Source organism: Nocardiopsis aegyptia (genome assembly GCF_013410755.1).
Classification (GTDB): Bacteria; Actinomycetota; Actinomycetes; order Streptosporangiales; family Streptosporangiaceae; genus Nocardiopsis; species Nocardiopsis aegyptia.
Genome location: NZ_JACCFS010000001.1, coordinates 4,785,610 through 4,802,174, shown reverse-complemented (window position 1 = coordinate 4,802,174; position 16,565 = coordinate 4,785,610). Strand labels below are relative to the sequence as shown.

General features: G+C 72.0%; 18 protein-coding genes. 6 read left to right on the top strand and 12 right to left on the bottom strand.

The genetic code is table 11. The features are described from left to right. The first annotated feature begins 33 nt into the window (after nucleotides 1-33). On the top strand, nucleotides 34-552 hold the full coding sequence (locus tag HNR10_RS21495) for a PPA1309 family protein (RefSeq protein WP_312889369.1): 519 nt from the start codon (nucleotides 34-36) through the stop codon (nucleotides 550-552). Nucleotides 553-554: 2 nt separating this feature from the next. Here HNR10_RS21495 and HNR10_RS21490 read toward each other — a convergent pair whose 3' ends face one another. The 3 genes from HNR10_RS21490 to HNR10_RS21480 all read right to left on the bottom strand — a co-directional run bounded on the left by HNR10_RS21490 (nucleotide 555) and on the right by HNR10_RS21480 (nucleotide 4,093). Further along, on the bottom strand, nucleotides 555-1,622 hold the full coding sequence (locus HNR10_RS21490) for a YlbL family protein (protein ID WP_179826322.1): 1,068 nt from the start codon (nucleotides 1,620-1,622) through the stop codon (nucleotides 555-557). 893 nt (nucleotides 1,623-2,515) lie between these two features. Further along, on the bottom strand, nucleotides 2,516-2,962 hold the full coding sequence (locus HNR10_RS21485; protein ID WP_179826320.1) for a molybdenum cofactor biosynthesis protein MoaE: 447 nt from the start codon (nucleotides 2,960-2,962) through the stop codon (nucleotides 2,516-2,518). 60 nt (nucleotides 2,963-3,022) lie between these two features. Next, nucleotides 3,023-4,093: an NAD-dependent epimerase/dehydratase family protein gene (locus HNR10_RS21480; RefSeq protein ID WP_179826318.1), complete on the bottom strand. Its 1,071-nt coding sequence runs from the start codon at nucleotides 4,091-4,093 to the stop codon at nucleotides 3,023-3,025. A 120-nt stretch (nucleotides 4,094-4,213) separates the two neighbouring features. Between HNR10_RS21480 and HNR10_RS21475 the strand changes: the two genes are divergently transcribed. Together HNR10_RS21475 and HNR10_RS21470 are read left to right on the top strand one after the other, a co-directional pair. Continuing rightward, nucleotides 4,214-5,650, top strand: a complete 1,437-nt coding sequence (locus HNR10_RS21475) for a zinc-dependent metalloprotease (protein WP_179826315.1) — start codon at nucleotides 4,214-4,216, stop codon at nucleotides 5,648-5,650. Then, nucleotides 5,651-6,220, top strand: coding sequence for an NUDIX domain-containing protein (locus tag HNR10_RS21470; RefSeq protein ID WP_179826313.1), 570 nt, complete (start codon nucleotides 5,651-5,653; stop codon nucleotides 6,218-6,220). 134 nt (nucleotides 6,221-6,354) lie between these two features. Here the strand turns inward: HNR10_RS21470 and HNR10_RS21465 are convergent, their stop codons facing one another. The 7 genes from HNR10_RS21465 to HNR10_RS21435 all read right to left on the bottom strand — a co-directional run bounded on the left by HNR10_RS21465 (nucleotide 6,355) and on the right by HNR10_RS21435 (nucleotide 12,081). Then, entirely contained in the window at nucleotides 6,355-6,903 is a 549-nt protein-coding gene (locus HNR10_RS21465) for a DUF4352 domain-containing protein (protein WP_179826310.1), read from the bottom strand. A 38-nt stretch (nucleotides 6,904-6,941) separates the two neighbouring features. Continuing rightward, a complete protein-coding gene (locus tag HNR10_RS31375) occupies nucleotides 6,942-7,535 on the bottom strand; it encodes a M48 metallopeptidase family protein (protein ID WP_312889368.1) in 594 nt (197 codons plus the stop codon). A gap of 285 nt (nucleotides 7,536-7,820) precedes the next feature. Further along, complete coding sequence (locus tag HNR10_RS21455; protein ID WP_179819782.1) at nucleotides 7,821-7,988, bottom strand: hypothetical protein; 168 nt, start codon at nucleotides 7,986-7,988, stop codon at nucleotides 7,821-7,823. A gap of 51 nt (nucleotides 7,989-8,039) precedes the next feature. Then, nucleotides 8,040-8,318, bottom strand: a complete 279-nt coding sequence (locus HNR10_RS21450) for a WhiB family transcriptional regulator (RefSeq protein ID WP_053618900.1) — start codon at nucleotides 8,316-8,318, stop codon at nucleotides 8,040-8,042. Nucleotides 8,319-8,525: 207 nt separating this feature from the next. After that, nucleotides 8,526-8,867, bottom strand: a complete 342-nt coding sequence (locus tag HNR10_RS21445) for a hypothetical protein (RefSeq protein WP_179826307.1) — start codon at nucleotides 8,865-8,867, stop codon at nucleotides 8,526-8,528. 198 nt (nucleotides 8,868-9,065) lie between these two features. Continuing rightward, the gene (tesB, locus tag HNR10_RS21440; RefSeq protein WP_179826305.1) at nucleotides 9,066-9,956 is read right to left on the bottom strand and encodes an acyl-CoA thioesterase II; all 891 of its coding nucleotides are present in this window, start codon (nucleotides 9,954-9,956) and stop codon (nucleotides 9,066-9,068) included. After that, entirely contained in the window at nucleotides 9,949-12,081 is a 2,133-nt protein-coding gene (locus tag HNR10_RS21435) for an ATP-dependent DNA helicase UvrD2 (protein WP_179826303.1), read from the bottom strand. The genes tesB and HNR10_RS21435 overlap by 8 nt, the downstream gene beginning before the upstream one ends. Before the next feature lie 275 nt (nucleotides 12,082-12,356). Between HNR10_RS21435 and HNR10_RS21430 the strand changes: the two genes are divergently transcribed. Together HNR10_RS21430 and HNR10_RS21425 are read left to right on the top strand one after the other, a co-directional pair. Continuing rightward, entirely contained in the window at nucleotides 12,357-12,617 is a 261-nt protein-coding gene (locus tag HNR10_RS21430; RefSeq protein ID WP_179829879.1) for a mycoredoxin, read from the top strand. 137 nt (nucleotides 12,618-12,754) lie between these two features. Next, nucleotides 12,755-13,207 (top strand): ANTAR domain-containing protein, encoded by a 453-nt coding sequence (locus HNR10_RS21425; RefSeq protein WP_246406347.1) that lies wholly within the window; start codon nucleotides 12,755-12,757, stop codon nucleotides 13,205-13,207. Nucleotides 13,208-13,396: 189 nt separating this feature from the next. On the opposite strand, the gene nudC is transcribed toward HNR10_RS21425, so the two are convergent. Further along, nucleotides 13,397-14,347 carry an NAD(+) diphosphatase gene (nudC, locus tag HNR10_RS21420; RefSeq protein ID WP_179826301.1) on the bottom strand — a complete coding sequence of 317 codons (951 nt, stop codon included), beginning with the start codon at nucleotides 14,345-14,347 and terminating at the stop codon, nucleotides 13,397-13,399. A gap of 90 nt (nucleotides 14,348-14,437) precedes the next feature. Continuing rightward, nucleotides 14,438-15,814: a dipeptidase gene (locus HNR10_RS21415; protein WP_179826299.1), complete on the bottom strand. Its 1,377-nt coding sequence runs from the start codon at nucleotides 15,812-15,814 to the stop codon at nucleotides 14,438-14,440. Between the two features lie 188 nt (nucleotides 15,815-16,002). Here HNR10_RS21415 and HNR10_RS21410 point away from each other — a divergent pair, with 188 nt between their 5' ends. Then, nucleotides 16,003-16,551 (top strand): EF-hand domain-containing protein, encoded by a 549-nt coding sequence (locus tag HNR10_RS21410; RefSeq protein WP_179826297.1) that lies wholly within the window; start codon nucleotides 16,003-16,005, stop codon nucleotides 16,549-16,551. Nucleotides 16,552-16,565: the final 14 nt, after the last annotated feature.

Genomic DNA, 16,565 nt, shown 5'->3' with positions numbered 1-16,565 from the left:
CGGCGAGGTTCGCACATGGGCCACTATGGAAGCGTGTCGAACATTCGCGAAGCCGTCATGGACCTCGAACGCCACGCAGCCGAACAGGGCTGGGACCGGCCGCTGGGGCTGTACGCCCTGGTGCCCACCGCCGACCTGTTGAAGGCGGAGCCGGCGCTGGCGAACCTGCTGGGGATCGACTCCCCCACCGACCCGGGCGAGCTGACCCCGGTGGAGCAGGACCCGCTGCCGCAGGACGTCCCGCTGGAGGAGGCGCTCGGCCGCATCCTGTGGCCGGAGGGCGTGGCCGGGTGCGCCCTGGTCATGGAGCGCCTGGCGGTGAAGGGCTCCGACGAGACCCTCGCCGCGGGCGAGGACCCCGCCGCCTCCGGTCGCGAGACCGAGGAGATCCGCATGGTCGCGGGCGTGATGCGGGACGGCTCGCGGCACTGCGCGATGCGCATGCGCAGCCACGACTCCGAGTCGGAGGTGCTCAACGGCGCCGACCTGATCCCGGCCCTGACGTCCGCGCTCGCCCTCACCCTGGACCTGGACGAGTCGTCCGGGTCCTGAGCTCACTCCTGGCAGCGGGGAAGCTCGCCCTCGCCGGTGCGGATGGTCTCCAGGGCCCCGACCGCGTCGGTGAGGGTCTCCACCCGCACCACTTCGAGGTCCTCGTAGGCGTCCGACTGGAAGACCTGTGAACAGCTCTCGGCGGCGACGAGGAAGTACTCGGCCCCGTCCCGCCGGGCGCTCACCATCTTCTGCGGGATGCCGCTGATGCCGCCGACCTGCCCGGCGGAGGTGATGGTGCCCGAACCGGCGATGTGCGCCCCGCCGGTGAGGCTCTCCTCGGTGAGGCGGTCCATGATGCCGAGGGAGAACATCATGCCGGCGCTGGGCCCGCCGATGTCGCCGACGGAGATCTCCACTTCGAGCGGGAAGTCCATGTCGTCGGCGATGAGCACGCCGACGGCGGCGCCGTTCTCGCCCCGGCGGGTCTCCAGCTCCACGTCGACGGTCTCGCCGCCGCGGTCCAGCGTGAGCTCCACCGGGTCGCCCGGCTCGCGCGAGCTCACCCACTCCACGACGGCGGCGCTGCCCACGAGTTCCTCGGGGTCGTCGCCGGAGGCGCTGGTGGGAACGGTGCGGCCGTCGACCGCGACGATGACGTCGCCCGGCTCGACGACTCCGTGCGCCGGCATGTCCTCGACGGTCTCGGCGACCTGGGGGACGGCGTCGTAGTCGATGTCGAGCTGGCTGAGCGCGGCGGCCGTCGCGTCGGTCTGGGAGTCGTTCATCTGCACCGACTGGCGCTCGCTGACCTCCTCCGGCGACCGGCCCGCCGGGAACAGCAGTTCCTCGGGCAGCACCGCCTGCGTGGGCGAGAGCCAGGCGGTGACCAGCGTGAAGAAGTTGAGCCGGTGGTCGGGTCCGCCCGCGTACTGGACGGTGACCATGGAGAGCGATCCCTCGTCGTGCACGTAGCTGTCGGCGCCCTCGACGGTGATGACGGGTTCGCCCCGCAGCTCCCCGACCGTGTTGACCGTGACGCCGGGCGCGGCCACGAGGTAGGGCAGGGGAAGCAGCAGACCGGCGGCCCCGATCCCCACCAGGAGGACGAGCGCGACAACGAGGGTCATGACACGACGAACCATGAAGCACACCTTATGGTGCTCGCTTGTGTTCGGGGCGCTTCACGCCGGGCCTTCGTCGTCGCTACTGCCTGGCTCGCAAGCTCGCTGGCGGCAGAGACTCCTCCTGCAGGCCCGGCGCGCCCCTCACACCTGTGCTTGCCTTGGGCCGCCGCTCGTTCCTCGCTTTGGCCCGATCAACCCCCCTGTGGCCCCCACGCACACATCGCTCACGCCTAACCCCCTGTGGTCCCCTGAGCAAAACCGCTGACCTCTCACCCCAGGGATTCACGCAGACCCATGTGTGCACGCTCAATCCCCTACCTCAGAGCCAGCGGGCCGAAGCCACACGACACGGCCCAGCCCAGATGCGTCAGAGGGAAGCCGTCCAGCGATGGGGTGCCCAGCGGGTTGGAGCTGCAGGAGACGGCCTACCTCAACCCGAGAGGGTGAAAGGTAGGCCGTTCAGCGATGGGGACCGCTGGGGGGTTCGCGAGGGGCGCGCCAGTGTTCTGCAGGAGGAGACGGCGCCGCAGCGAGCTTGCGAGCAAGGCAAGTCGACGACGAAGAACACTGGCTACTCGGCGCCCCGCGTCCGAGCCTGCGAGGACGCCGGAGAGTACGGCGAGGGCGCCGACGCGTCCGGAGGGCCTGGAGGTGCACTCCCGAGGAACGAGGGAGCGCACCAGAAGGCGCGAAGGCCCCGTCTAAGGGGCGCACGAGCACGGGCCAAAGCTAGAAGGACTGCGCCGCAGGCGTCCGTTGAGGGTGGTGGCGGGCGACGGCGTGGGCACGAGCGGAGGCCCCAAGAAAGCACAGAGAGGGCGCCGACGGGTCCTAAAGGGCCTGGAGGTGCACTCCCGAGGAACGAGGGAGTGCACCAGAAGGCGCGAAGGGCGCGTCTAAGGGGCGCCCGACTCCCCGACCCATTCGTCGGCGCCGTCCTCGAAGGACTGGTGCTTCCAGATGGGCACCTGGGCCTTGAGGTCGTCGATGAGGCGGCGGCAGGCCTCGAAGGCCTCCTGCCGGTGCGCGGCGGCGGCCGCCACGACCACCGCCTTGTCGCCGATCCCCAGCTGGCCGACGCGGTGCACCGCGGCCATGCGCAGGACCGGGCGGCCGGGGGCGGAGGTGTCGCTGAGCACCTTCTCCATGATGACGCGCAGCTGCGCCTCCACGGTGGGGTGCGCCGAGTAGGCGAGTGCGGCCACGTCACGGCCGTGGTCGTGGTCGCGCACGGTCCCGATGAACACGGCGGTACCGCCCGCGCGCTCGTCGGTCACGGCGTCCAGGACCTCGTCCACGGACAGCGGGGTCTCGCGTACGGCTGCAATGGTGATCTCTTCCACACCATGACCGTATCAACCTGGGGTTCCTCCGCGCGAGAGCGGACCGGTCGGCGGTCCGGCTCAGCCGCCCTTGCGGCGGCGCAGGTGGCGGATGGCGGCGGCGGTGCCGATGGCGGCCGCCGCGGCGCCGGCCGCACCGGCCGCGGTGATGGTGACCTCCTTGCGGCCGAGGCTGCGGCCCACGAGCGCGTGCTTGCCGCTCTTGGAGGCCATCAGCACCTCCAGGGCCTCCCCGTTGTCGTGGCCCGGCTTCCATCCGGCCTCGCGCAGGGACCCGCAGTCCACCACGCAGGGGTAGACGAGGAACTTCAGCTCGCCCTCCGCGGCCGGGGTGATGCGGGCCTGGTGGAGGCGGCGGATCGCGCCGAAGGCCAGGTTGGCGGGGACCTCGAAGTGCTTCATCCCGGTGATGTCCTCGACCTCCTCCTGGGTCAGCGAGCCCTCGCTGGCGACCGCGAGCGCGCCGTCGGGGCCGTCGACGCCGTGCAGCGCGCAGAAGGCCAGCGCGCTGGTGAGGTCGTCCTCGTGGCAGAACTGCCAGTGCTGCCGGTGGCCCTTGACGGTGAGCAGGCGCGGCGCCGAGAAGTGGCGGCTGAACAGGGTGTCGAGCTCCGGCCCGACCAGCGGCGCGGGGCGCACGACGGTCACCGCGAGGCTGGGGTGGGCGCGGCGGGCGCGTTCGGCCAGGGCCTCGACCTCGGCGAAGTCCCCCATCAGGCCCTCGCTGTTGTCCGACACGCGCGGGGCGTCCTCGGGCAGGGGGACGGGGGAGTCGGGCGCGGCGCCGTAGACCATCGTGCTGGTGACCAGGATGACGCGCGGGATGCCCGAGGCCGCCGCGGCGGTCAGGACGGTCTGGGCCGCGCGGATGTTGTGCGCGCGCCGGTCGGCCGGGCGGGTGTCGGGCGAGCGGTCGTCGGCGGTGTGCACGAGGACGTCGACACCGCCGAGCCGGGAGACCAGCCCGGGGTCGCACACGTCGGCGATCCGCCACGTGACGCCGCGCAGGTCGGCGAACTCCTCGTCGATGGCCACGATCTCCCGCGGGGCCGTGGAACCATCCGGAGTGGCCAGGCGTTGCACGAGGAGCCGACCCACTCCGGAGGCGGCACCGGTGACCGCCACGACCACACCGCCTCCATCGGAGGGGCTGTGCTCTGGGCGAACCTGGCTGCTTTCGGTATTCACTCCGGGCGACTCCCAGCTAACGTGACAGTGGAGACCAAACCTAATCCTGCCTGAGGTCTGATTGTGAGCGACCTGCCTTTCGGTTTCAGCATGCCGAACGATCCCGATGACGAGTCCGGACGCCACTCTGGCGGCTCCGGCTCGGGTGCCGGCAGCGGCCGCCCGGGCGGGGGGGACTCCGGAACGCCGGACGGTTTCCCGTTCGGCGACCCGCAGCAGATGGCCGACATGCTGCGCCAGTTCGCCGACATGATGTCGGCACAGCCGAGCCCCGGCGGCGGGGGCGGCGCATCGCCGTCCTCCACGTCCGGGATCAACTGGGACATGGCCAAGAACATCGCGCGGCACACGGTGTCCCAGCACGGCGACCCGAGTATTCCGCCCCACGACTACGCCAAGGTCGAGGAGGCGCTGCGCCTCGCCGACCTGTGGCTCGACCAGGCTACCGACCTGCCGTCGGGCGTCCACACCGCTCAGGCCTGGAGCCGGTCGGAGTGGATCGAGAAGACGATGGACTCCTGGGCGCAGCTGTGCGACCCGCTGACGTCCAAGACGGTCCAGGCCATGGGGCAGAACCTGCCCGAGGAGATGCAGTCCGTGGCCGGTCCGCTGCTGGGCATGGTCCAGCAGATGGGCGGCATGATGGTCGGCCAGCAGGCCGGCCAGGCCATCGGCGAACTGGCCCGCGAGGTGACCGGTACCACCGACATCGGCCTCCCCCTGGCCGGTGAGGGCAACGCGGCCCTGCTGCCGCCGGGCGTGGCCCGGTTCAGCGAGGGCCTGGAGATCCCCGACGACGAGGTGCGCCTCTACCTCGCGGCCCGCGAGGCGGCCGTCCACCGGCTGTACTCGCACGTGCCGTGGCTGCGCTCGCACGTGTCCCGGCTCGTGGAGGAGTACGCCGCAGGGATGTCGTTCGACGTCAGCGGCCTGGAGGACAAGCTCGGGGAGATCGATCTCACCAACCCCGAGGCGCTCCAGGAGGCGCTGTCCGGCGGTGTGGGCGGCGAGAGCCTGTTCCAGCCGGAGGACACCCCGCAGCAGAAGGCCGCCTTGGGCCGGCTGGAGACCGCTCTGGCCCTGATCGAGGGCTGGGTGGCCACCGTGGTGACCGCCGCGGTGGCCGACCGGCTGCCGCAGGCCAACGCGCTGGCGGAGACCACCCGGCGCCGCCGGGCCACCGGTGGGCCGGCCGAGCACACCTTCGCGGCACTGGTCGGCCTGGAGCTGCGGCCGCGTCGGCTGCGCGAGGCCTCCGCGCTGTGGAGCGCCCTGGAGCGCGAGCGCGGTGTCGAGGGGCGCGACGCCGTGTGGCAGCACCCGGACCTGATGCCGACCGGTGCCGACCTGGACGACCCGGAGGCCTTCGTCAGCGGTGGGGAGTTCGGCGGCGCCGACTTCGACATCTCGACGCTGACCGGCGAGAAGCCCGGTGACAAGCCCGACGACAAGCCGGACGACGGCGGGGACGCGGGCACGGACCGCGGAGAGGACGCCTGAGTGTCGCTGCACGCCGACGCCCGGGCGGTCCTGGGCGCGTGGACCGCGCCCGACGCCAGGCAGGAGCGGCTGCGCCGGGAGTACCTGGCCCACCTGGACGAGCACGAGGACGCAATGTGGCGGACCTGCCGCCCCGGCCACGTGACGGCCAGCTCCGCCGTGATCTCCGCCGATGGTTCCAGGGTGGCGCTCACCCTGCACCGCGCCCTCGGGATGTGGCTGCAGACGGGAGGGCACTGCGAGGCCGACGACGCCGACCTGGCGGCCGCGGCCCTGCGCGAGGCGGAGGAGGAGACCGGGATCCGGGGCCTGGAGCTGCTCCCGGGCCCGGTGTCGCTGGACAGCCATCCGGTGCCGTGCGGTGGCGGGAGTGTCCACTTCGACGTGCGCTACGCGGTGCTGGCCCCGGCCGACGCCGTCCTGGTCCGCGACCCCGACGAGTCCACCGACCTCGGCTGGTTCCCGGTGGACGCGGTGCCGGACCCGTCCGACGACGCCTGCCGTGACCTGGTCCGTCAGGCCGCGGCGGCCGTGGCCGACCACCGCGCCCGCGCGGGCCGCGGCCGGTAGGGCCGCACCGGTAGGGCCACCGGGTCCGGGCGTTCCCTGCCCGCACTCCCTTCGTCCGCGGCGGGGGCCCGGGACTCCACGGTCCGGCCCGGCCGCGAGGGTCGGCCGCGTGCGCCGAGCAGTGCCGGCCGCGGTCAGCCCGCGATGTCGATGGTGGACGGACCGAACAGGTCCGCGTCCTCGACGACGAGTTCGGCCGGGCGGGCGGAGGCGTCGACCTCGTACACGTTGATGTACGACTTGGTCTGCCCCAACTCCAGGTCACCGCCGACCGGCAGGCCGTTGAGCGCCATGGCCTCGGTCGTGGCCTCGCGGTGCGGGGCGGCCACCTCGCCGTCCGTGTCCACGAAGTCGAATCCCGAGACCCCGGCGTGGGTCGGGGAGCGGGTCGTGTTCTTGACCGTCAGGTGCACGACGACGAACTGTCCGTCGGGAGTGAGGGGTCCGTTCCTGCCTTCCAGACCCTCGACCCCGGTGCCCACCGAGGTGACCGTGGCGCGGAAGGTGGTGACGCTCTCGACGGCCGACATCGGCGTGAACTCCCCGCCGGTCATGCCGACGCGTTGTTCCGCGACGGGCGGCGGGTCGTGCGGCGGCGGCTCGTGGCGGATCTCCCGGACGAGAAGGACGACCACCACGAGGAGGAGGACGAGCCCGCAGCTCGCCGTGGCGGTGCCGAGCACGCGCGACCGCTTCGATGTCCCCCCGTGCGTCGCGACGGTCAGCTCCCCTGGCCGTCGGTGTCGTCGTCCAGCGCGATCTCGCCGTCGTCGAGTCCGTGGTCGGTGCCCTCGCCGCCGTGGCCGCACGGCTCCGTGCGGGTGGCGGCGCTGTAGCCCTCCAGGTAGCCGCGGGCGCGGTCCGCCTTGGGGTATCGGTGCACCAGGGCCCAGAAGGCACGGCCGTGGTCGGCGTGGAAGAGGTGCGCGAGTTCGTGGATGAGGACGTAGTCGACCACCCACGCGGGCATCCCCATGAGCCGGCGGGAGATGCGGATGGCACGGGTGTCGGGTGTGCACGAACCCCAGCGCGTGTTCTGGTTGTCCACCCAGCGGACGCTGTCGGGCAGCTCGGTGCCGCCGAGGTAGCGCCGGGCGAGCTCGACGGCGCGCTCCTGGAGCTCGGTGTCTCCGGAGTGGCGGCCGCCCTCACGGGCTTCGAGCCGTTGCAGCATCCGTCCCACCCATCGCTTTTCCTCAGCGCGGGAGAACGTGGCGGGCACGAGGACGACCGTGGTGTCCCCGTCCCTGTAAGCCGACACCGTGCGTCGGCGGCGAGGACTGCGTCGTACCTCGATTTTGGTGTTCGAGGGCACGAAGTTTACGGTAGCCGAGCGGAGCGCTTTCGCACAGGTGTCCGGCGCCGGGTATGTCACGGCTTTCACCGGTTGACCGAGCGAGGCTCCGCGACCGGAAATCCCTGCCCTGTCGACCATTCGTCCCTGACCAGCGCCGTCTCGCGTCCGTGAGACAGGCCACACGGCGGTGTTCGGCAGATCCCATTACATCATTCGGTTATGAAAGTGAGACCGGACGGTGACCCCTGAAGAGGCCTCCGCCCGGTCGTCCGGTCCCTCAGTTCCGGCGGGCACGGTCACGCCTCAACACAGGCGCGACCACGCTATTTCCATGAGTCCCTCTTCCAGGCGACGCTCCGCGCGCTGGCGCGCGCGCAGCCGACGCGCTCCGAGCCTGCGGCCCTCGCGCTCGCGCGGTTCCATGGACCGTTCCTCGGTGTCGGACATCCGGATCAGTTCCTGCAGCATCATCGTGGGTCCTTCGGTGGTGGCTTCGAGTGGGTGGGGGCGGGCGGGGGTGGTTCAGGCCGCGACCGGCGCGGGGTTCTTCCGGGGACGACCGCGCGGGCGCTTGCGCGCCACGACCTGGCCGGCGACGAGCAGCTGCCCGCCCCAGACGCCCCACGGCTCCTTGCGGTCCAGCGCGTCCGCCAGGCACTGCTCACGCACGGGGCAGGCTCCGCAGACGGCCTTGGCCGCCTCGACGTCCGCGGGGGCCTCGGCGAAGAACAGGTCGGGCTCGGTACGGCAGGGAACGTTGGTGTCGCCCAGCCAGGGCGTCTCCAGGACCGACGCAAGCATCGGTGCCCTCCAAGATCTTTGATCGTTTCGTACAACGCGGTCGGTGCTGTCAGTCACCGGAACCGGTCCGGTGAGGGACCTGGACTTGCGATGCCGCCGTCCTCTCCCGCGTCCCTGGGGGACGGAGAACGGACGGAGATACAAAGAAAGCCGCGGCCCCTGATTCGGGGTCCGCGGCCACGGTCGAAACTCTCGGCCTGTCCTGCTCTAGGCCGGAATCCTCCGTGGACACTCCCCCGGTGCGCCGTAACGGCGCGGGGTAGCTTCAGCTTCGGCGTGATCCGCCAGGGGCTTGCCGGTGAGGGCGAAGCCACTGTCAGCGGACACACCACTGCCGTTGCCAGTGCCGATGAGGGCGAACTGGACGTCCTGCCGCTCTCGCAGAGAGCTCAGGTGTCCACGCCCACCGGTGGCGCCGATGACGCCGGCGATGGTGCCGACCCCGGCGGTGGCGTCCGCGCGACCGCGCATGGCGGTGCCCGTGTCAGCGGTCAGGGACCACGGACGCGACGGCATGGTGAAGCCGTGGTTCAACGTGAAGTTCGTCATCAGATCAGGCACCTCCTTCGGGTCGGGCGACAGGGTCTTGCACCTGTGCCAGTGGTGTTCATGGCGACGATGTACACACTATGGGTTGGCCGTGAAAATCAGCAACCTATTTTTGACCTGCGAAAACGTCCGCATCCGGCCAAGAGTTCCCGGGAATCTTCCGGGGCCTGCGAGTGTTGCCGGGCCTTCGCGCGGCGTTCAGCTCCAGCCCTCGGCGTCGATCACCCGGATCATCCCCTCCTGCACGACGGAGCAGACGAGTTCGCCCTCGCGGGTGTAGACGAGCCCGCGGGCCAGGCCGCGCGCGCCCTGCGCGGTGGGCGTCTCCTGGGCGTAGAGCAGCCACTCGTCGGCGCGGAACGGGCGGTGGAACCACATCGCGTGGTCGAGGCTGGCCATGGAGATGCCCGCGAACGAGCGGCCGTGCCGGAGCAGGACTGTGTCGAGCAGGGTCATGTCCGAGGCGTAGGTCATCAGGCACACCTGGGTGAGGCGGTCGTCGGGCAGCTTGCCGTCGACCTTGAGCCACACCGGGTTGGTGGCGGTCCGCAGCCGCGGGTCCCGCTCGGCCTCGAAGGAGAGCGGGCCCGTGGGGCGCAGCTCGATCGGGTGCCAGGTGACGAACCCGGGCAGCTTCCCGAACGCCTCCTGGAGCCGTTCGCGGGTGCTGGGCAGCTCCTCGGGCGGCGGCACGTCGGGCATGGGGATCTGGTGGTCCAGGCCCGGCTCCTCCTTGTGGAAGGACGCCGACAGCGTGAATATCGGCTTGCCGTGCTGGACCGCCACCACCCGTCTGGTGGTGAACGACCGGCCGTCGCGCACCCGGTCGACCTCGTAGACGATCGGCACCGACGGGTCGCCCGGCCGGATGAAGTAGGCGTGCAGGGAGTGGACGTAGCGGTCCTCCGGGGCGGTGCGCCCCGCCGCGACCAGCGCCTGGCCGGCGACGAGCCCGCCGAACACCCGCTGGGGCCCCTCCTCCGGGCTCGACCCCCGGAAGATGTTGACCTCGATGCGCTCCAGGTCCAGCACTGCGAGCAGGTCGTCCAGGGACTGCCCCCGGCCCTGCCCCTCGGCGATCTCACTCATGCGTCGACTCCTCCACGTCCGCTCCGGGCCCCGCGCCGTCCGCGACGACGTCGGCCGCCTCCGCGCCCGCCACCAGCGCGAGCACCGCCTCACCGTAGCGGTCCAGCTTCACGGCCCCGACCCCGGATACCGCCGACAGCTGGGCGACGCTGCTCGGCTCCTGTTCGGCGATGGCCTGGAGGGTCGCGTCGGTGAAGATCACGTACGCGGGCACCTTCTGGTCCTGGGCGCTGGTGCGCCGCCAGTCGCGCAGCCGCTCCAACAGCGCCTCATCGTAGCTGGAGGGGCAGTCCAGGCAGCGGCCCAGCTTGCGCTCGGCCGCGTCGGAGAGGGAGGTGCCGCACACGCGGCACCGGCTGACGCCGCCCTTACGGCGGTCGGCGCGGCGGGAGGAGGTGCTGGGCGAGGCCGGGCGCAGGCCGTCCAGGAAACGGGAGGGCTTGCGGGTGCGGCGCCCGCCCGGCGACCGGGACAGCGACCAGCTCATGGACAGGCTCTCGCGTGCCCGGGTGACCCCGACGTAGAACAGGCGGCGCTCCTCCTCCACCTGCTCGTCGGTCTCGGCGTAGATGATCGGCATCATGCCCTCGGTGAGGCCGACCAGGAACACGGCGTCCCACTCCAGGCCCTTGGCGGAGTGCAGCGAGGCGATGGTCACGCCCTCGAAGCCGGGCGCGTGCTCGGTGGCCATGCGGGTGTCGAGCTCGTCGACGAAGTCGGCCATGGTGGCCGGGCGGCCGCGTGCGCCCGCGGTGGCGGCCATGTCCTCGGCGAGCTGGGCCAGCGCCGAGAGCGACTCCCACCGCTCACGGGCCTGGCGTCCCTCGGGGGCGGCCTCGGTGAGCCCGAGGGGGCCGAGGAGCTGGCGGACGGTGGCCACCAGGGGCTCGGACTCCTCCCCCGCCACCTCGTGCCGGGCACCGCGCAGGGTGTGGACGGCCTTCTTGATCTCGGGGCGCTCGAAGAAGCGCGCGGTGCCGCGCACGGTGAACGGCACCCCCTCGTCGGACAGCGCCTGCTCGTAGGCGGCCGACTGGGAGTTGGTGCGCACCAGGACCGCGATCTCGCCGGCGGGCGTGCCGCCCTCCAGCATCACCGCGATCTGGCGGGCGACCCCGGTGGCCTCGGCGGGCTCGTCGTCGTACTCCTTGTACATGGGGTCGGGGCCGTCGGGGCGCTGGGCGCGCAGCGTCAGGTGCTTGGCGGAGGTGGTACCGCGGGCCTGGGCGATGACGTGGTTGGCCACCCGCACGACCTGGGGGGTGGAGCGGTAGTCGCGTACGAGCTCCACGACGGTGGCGTGGGGGTAGCGCGCCCCGAAGCCGGTGAGGTAGCCGGGGGTGGCGCCCGCGAAGGAGTAGATGGTCTGGCTGGGGTCGCCCACCACGCACAGGTCGTCGCGGTCGCCCAGCCAGGCGTCCAGGAGCAGCTTCTGGAGCGGGTTGACGTCCTGGAACTCGTCGACGACGAAGTAGCGGTACTGGTCACGGACGCGCTGGGCGATCGCGGGGTACTCGGTGATCATGCCCGCGGTGAGTTCGAGCATGGACTCGAAGTCGAGCAGGTTGTGCTCGCGGCGCAGCTCCTCGTAGGCCTCGAAGACCCGGGCGACCTCGGCGGCGGGCAGCGGGGTCTGGCGCCCCTGCTTGGTGGTGGTGCGCTCGTAGTCGGTGGGCCGCACCTGGGTGACCTTGGCCCACTCGATCTCGCTCGCGAGGTCGCGCAGTCCGGTGCGGTCGGGCTGCACGCCGACCGAGTTCGCCGCGCGGGAGACCGCCTGGATCTTGCTCTCGATGAGCGTGGGCTGCGGGCCGCCGACCACCTGCGGCCAGAAGAAGGAGAGCTGGCGCAGCGCGGCGGAGTGGAACGTGCGGGCCTGCACCCTCGGGGCGCCCAGTCCGCGCAGCCGGCCGCGCATCTCGCCCGCGGCCCGTGCGGTGAAGGTCACCGCCAGGATCTGCTGCTCGGAGACGACCCCGCTCGCGACCGCGTGGGCGATGCGGTGGGTGATCGCGCGCGTCTTGCCCGTGCCCGCTCCGGCGAGGATGCACACGGGGCCGCGCAGTGCGCGCGCCGCCTGGGTCTGCTCCGGGTCCAGTCCCTCCAGGACGCGGTCGGGGTCCATGGTGCTCCTGTGTGGTCGGGGCGTGTTGGTGGGCGACGGCGGCCAGTACTGGTCCGTGGGCCCCAGTCTCTCAAGTATCGGGCGTCACCGGGAACGAACCCGACCACGGGCCGAACCTGTGGACGGACCTTGCACGATCGGTACAGCAGAACCAGTCGGGCCTGTGACGCGTCCCACGGGGTGTCTCGCGGTCATGGGAAGCGCTTCGGGCCACGTGGTGTTGACATGTGGGACCGAACGATTCCCACGACCGTAGACAGGACGACGTGAGCGAGATGACGACGACGGCCACCGACCAGTTCACGATGTACACCACTCCTTGGTGCGGCTACTGCAAGCGGCTCAAGAGCCAGCTGGCCCGCGAGGGGATCACCGGACGTGAGGTGAACATCGAGGAGCACCCGGAGTCCGCCGAGTTCGTGATGAAGGTCAACGGAGGGAACCAAACGGTCCCCACGGTGGTCTTCTCTGACGGAGCGGCGATGACCAACCCGTCGCTCGCTCAGGTGAAGAAGAAGCTGGCCGAGTTGGCGTAGGACGGAACTCGGGCCTCCCGAGCACCCAGGTGCGACGGAGGCCCCGGCCGCGGCGGGACCGCGGCCGAGCGGCCCCCACGCCCGCCCGGTCGGCGCACAGGACGATCACGACGGGGAGTGTTGAGTTGGGGGACGACATGAGGTCTCATGACATGGCGGTCGCCGGCGGGGCGGACGTCGGCGTGGTCCGGCGCACGCCGACCGGCTGGCGCGTCGGCGCCGCGCAGGAGGTCCCCGACCTGGTGAGCGCGATGGTCCTCGCGGACCTGCTCACCAGCGAGGCGGGCGTACCGCAGCCGCGCGCGCAGGCCCCCGGACGCGCGCCCGAGGACGCGTCCGAGGTGGAGCGGCTGCGGCACACCATCGCGCAGCTGGAGCACGCGCTGCACTCGCGCGTGGTCGTGGAGCAGGCGATCGGGGTCCTGGCCGAACGGCACACGATGGCGCCGAGGGAGGCCTTCGAGCGGCTGCGCTCGTCCGCCCGGTCCCGCGGGCGCAAGGTCGCCGACCTGGCCCGCGACGTGGTGGAGAGCAGCACCAGCCCCCTGACGACGCTGCCGGACGAGCTCGACGGCACGACCCCCCGCTAGCCCACCCGTCGCCCACCACCGTGCCCGCGGTGCGGACGGGGGCGGGCACCTCCCCTCAACGGACGCCTACGGCGCGGCCCCTGCACCCGTCGCCCACCACCGTGCCCGCGGTGCGAACGGGGGCGGGCACCTCCCCTCAACGGACGCCTACGGCGAAGCCCCTGCCCCGGATCCGCGGGACTCCCCCGGTCACCACCCGCCGGGGAGCTCCCCGCCGTACCAGTGCTCGATGAGGGTCCGGGCGATGGAGACCCGGCCCGGGAGCAGGACCTCCTCGGCCCGGAGCGCGTCCCACAGCTCGGGGCGGGTGAACCAGCGCGTCACGGCGATCTCGTCGTCGGTGCGCTCGGTCTCGCCGACGGCGCGCGCGGTGTAGCCCATCATCAGGCTGCGCGGGAACGGCCAGGGCTGGGAGGACAGGTACTTCGGCTCCTCCACCACCACGCCCGCCTCCTCGGCGACCTCGCGGACGACGGCCTGTTCCAGCGACTCGCCCGCGTCCACGAACCCCGCCAGGACGGAGAAGCGGCGGGCGTCCCAGTTGGGGTTGTTGCCCAGGAGCATCTCCTCGCGGCCGTCGCGTTCGCGGTGCACCAGCATGATCACGGCCGGGTCCATCCGGGGGTACTGCTCGGTGCCCTCCTCCTCGCACACGCGCACGTGGCCGGCCGCCGCCATGGCGGTACGGGCGCCGCAGCGCGGGCAGAACCCGTGCGTGGCGTTCCAGTTGGCGAGGGCGATCGCCCGGGTGAGCAGGCCGGTGTCGCGGTCGTCCAGAACGGCGCCGACCTCCCGGAGCGAGGCGGGCCTGGCGTGCGGGCCCGCGACGAGTTCGGTGGGGGCGCGCACCGCGAAGTAGGCCCGCCCGTCCTCGACGCCGAGCAGGTAGCGCTCGCCCTCCGGCGCCTGGAGGGGGTTGGAGAGGACCAGTTCGGGCCGCTCTCCGGTGGAGACCAGCGCCCGGGACTGCTTGGCCATGAGCGCCTGCCACCCGTGGTGGCCGGGATCACCGCTCTCCAGGACCAGGACGCGCGACGCTGGATCCGCCCAGGCCTTGTCCAGCCAGGCCTCGTCGAGACGCCGGTGGCCTGCGGGGTCGATGGTGGAGCGGGACAGTGCGGGGATCGCGTCGGCGTCCATGGAACCTTCCAGAACTCGGGCGGCCGGTACGGCCAGGCCTTACGTCTACAGGACTAACACCAGCCGTGCCTCTTGGCGACCTGGGACGTCTCACATCTGCGCCGCGAGCCCCGCCCACAGGTAGGCGGCGCTCTCGGCGCCCTTGAGCAGCAGGGGGACCTCGACCTTCTCGTTCGGGGCGTGGATGCGGTCCTCGTCGAGTCCGACGGCGAGGAACACCAGCGGGGCGCCGAGCGCCTCGGCGATGTCGGCCTCGGGTCCGCTGCCGCCCTCGCGGGTGTAGAGCACGCGGGTGCCGAACGCCCGCTCCATGGCCGCACGGGCCGCCTTGACCGCGGCCGAGGACAGGTCGGAGGCGCAGGCCCGCACGCCGGGGCCGCCGAACTCCAGCTCGGCCCGCAGGCCCGCCGGGGTGTTGGCCTCCACGTAGGCGCGCACGCGGTCCTGGACGCGCAGCGGCTCCTGGCCCGGGACGAGCCGGAAGCTGACCTTGGCGTGGGCGGAGCGGGGCACGATGGTCTTGCCGCCGGCGCCGGTGTGGCCGCCCCACATGCCGTTGATCTCGGCGGTCGGGCGCAGCCAGACCCGCTCCAGCGTGCTGTATCCGGCCTCGCCCCAGGTGGCCGTGGAGGCGGCGGTCCTGAGCCACTCCCGTTCGTCGAAGGGCAGTTCGGCGATGAGCGCGCGCTCCTCCGGGCCGGCCTCGACGACACCGTCGTAGAAGCCGGGGACCGCGACGCGGTGGTCCGCGTCGTGCAGCCCGGACAGCAGGTCGCTCATGGCCTTGAGCGGGTTGGGGACGGCGCCGCCGAAGGATCCGCTGTGCAGGTCCATCGTGGGGCCGTAGAGGCTGATCTCGACGTCGGTGACGCCGCGCATGCCCACGCACATCGAGGGCGTGTCGGCGGCCCACATGGTGGTGTCGGAGATGACGGCCACGTCGCAGTCGAGCCGGTCCCGCCGGTCACGCAGCAGCTCGGCGAAGTGGACCGAGCCGGACTCCTCCTCACCCTCGACGAGGAGTTTGACGGTGACGGGCGGGGCGTCGGCGCCGGAGGCGGCCAGGGCGGCGCGCACGCCGAGCGCGTGGAAGAGGACCTGCCCCTTGTCGTCGGAGGCCCCGCGCGCGTACAGGGAGGTCCCGATCTCGGTGGGGACGAAGGGCTCGGTGCGCCAGGCCTCGACGGGGTCGACCGGCTGGACGTCGTGGTGTCCGTAGACGAGCACGGTGGGCGCGCCGGGGTCGGCCGCGGGCCACTCGGCGAACACGGCGGGCAGGCCCGGGGTCTCCCAGACCTCGACCGTGGGGAAGCCGGTGGCGGTGAGGTGGTCGGCCAGCCAGCGGGCCGACCGGCGCACGTCGCCGTGGTGCTCGGGGTCGGCGGAGATCGAGGGGATCTCCAGCCAGGCCTTGAGGGAGGAGAGGAACTCCTCCCGGTGGTCCTCGATGTAGGCGCGCGCGTCCATCTGCCGTCCTCGTCTAGACATCCTTGTCGGATCCGAGACTAGAACCTGGACGAACCATCACGGACCCCGCCCCGGTCCCGGGCGTTCCCGGCTCGGGCGAACCCGGACCGGCGCGGAACCGTTTCGGCTGCGGGAGACTCGAATGTGCACGGGGCGGGAACCGCCCGCCCGACGACGAGAGGAACACCGTGGGTTCTGCTCCCTCAGCCGCCATCGCCGAGCGGTTCGGCCGGCTCTTCGACACGCTCGACTCCGACAACGACAAGTCGATCACCTGGGACGACTACAAGCGCCTGGTCGACCGCTACGTCGCCGGGTACTCGCTGGACGAGAACGACCGCCGCATGCAGGCCATCCAGACCTCGTACCACATGCTGTGGCTGGAGCTGCTGCGGCACTCGTCGGCGTTCGAGTCGAGCCTGGACCGGGAGACGTTCGTCGCCGCGCTGCACGCCGCCTCGGAGGACCGGAGCCGGTTCAACATGACCGAGGGCGTGGCCGAGGCCGCCTTCGACCTCCTGGACGCCGACGACGACGGCACGATCAGCGAGGCCGAGTACGTCGAGTACGCGGAGGTCCTGGGCGTGGCCGTCGACACCGCGTGGGACCGGTTCAAGGCCCTGGACACCGACGGCGACGGGTTCATCAGCCGTGAGGAGTTCGTCCTCTCGGCCCGGGCGTTCCTGTTCGGCGACGACACCGACTCGGCCGGCGGGTTCGTCTTCGGCATGATCTGACGCTCCCACCCGTC

Excerpts from the sequence above, each read along its gene's own strand:
- HNR10_RS21490 (WP_179826322.1), bottom strand. The coding sequence starts at position 1,622 with ATGACCCTCGTTGTCGCGCTCGTCCTCCTGGTGGGGATCGGGGCCGCC.
- HNR10_RS21455 (WP_179819782.1), bottom strand. The coding sequence starts at position 7,988 with ATGATGCTGCAGGAACTGATCCGGATGTCCGACACCGAGGAACGGTCC.
- HNR10_RS21450 (WP_053618900.1), bottom strand. The coding sequence starts at position 8,318 with ATGCTTGCGTCGGTCCTGGAGACGCCCTGGCTGGGCGACACCAACGTT.
- HNR10_RS21445 (WP_179826307.1), bottom strand. The coding sequence starts at position 8,867 with ATGACGAACTTCACGTTGAACCACGGCTTCACCATGCCGTCGCGTCCG.
- tesB (WP_179826305.1), bottom strand. The coding sequence starts at position 9,956 with ATGAGTGAGATCGCCGAGGGGCAGGGCCGGGGGCAGTCCCTGGACGAC.
- HNR10_RS21435 (WP_179826303.1), bottom strand. The coding sequence starts at position 12,081 with ATGGACCCCGACCGCGTCCTGGAGGGACTGGACCCGGAGCAGACCCAG.
- HNR10_RS21430 (WP_179829879.1), top strand. The coding sequence starts at position 12,357 with ATGACGACGACGGCCACCGACCAGTTCACGATGTACACCACTCCTTGG.
- HNR10_RS21425 (WP_246406347.1), top strand. The coding sequence starts at position 12,755 with ATGAGGTCTCATGACATGGCGGTCGCCGGCGGGGCGGACGTCGGCGTG.
- nudC (WP_179826301.1), bottom strand. The coding sequence starts at position 14,347 with ATGGACGCCGACGCGATCCCCGCACTGTCCCGCTCCACCATCGACCCC.
- HNR10_RS21415 (WP_179826299.1), bottom strand. The coding sequence starts at position 15,814 with ATGGACGCGCGCGCCTACATCGAGGACCACCGGGAGGAGTTCCTCTCC.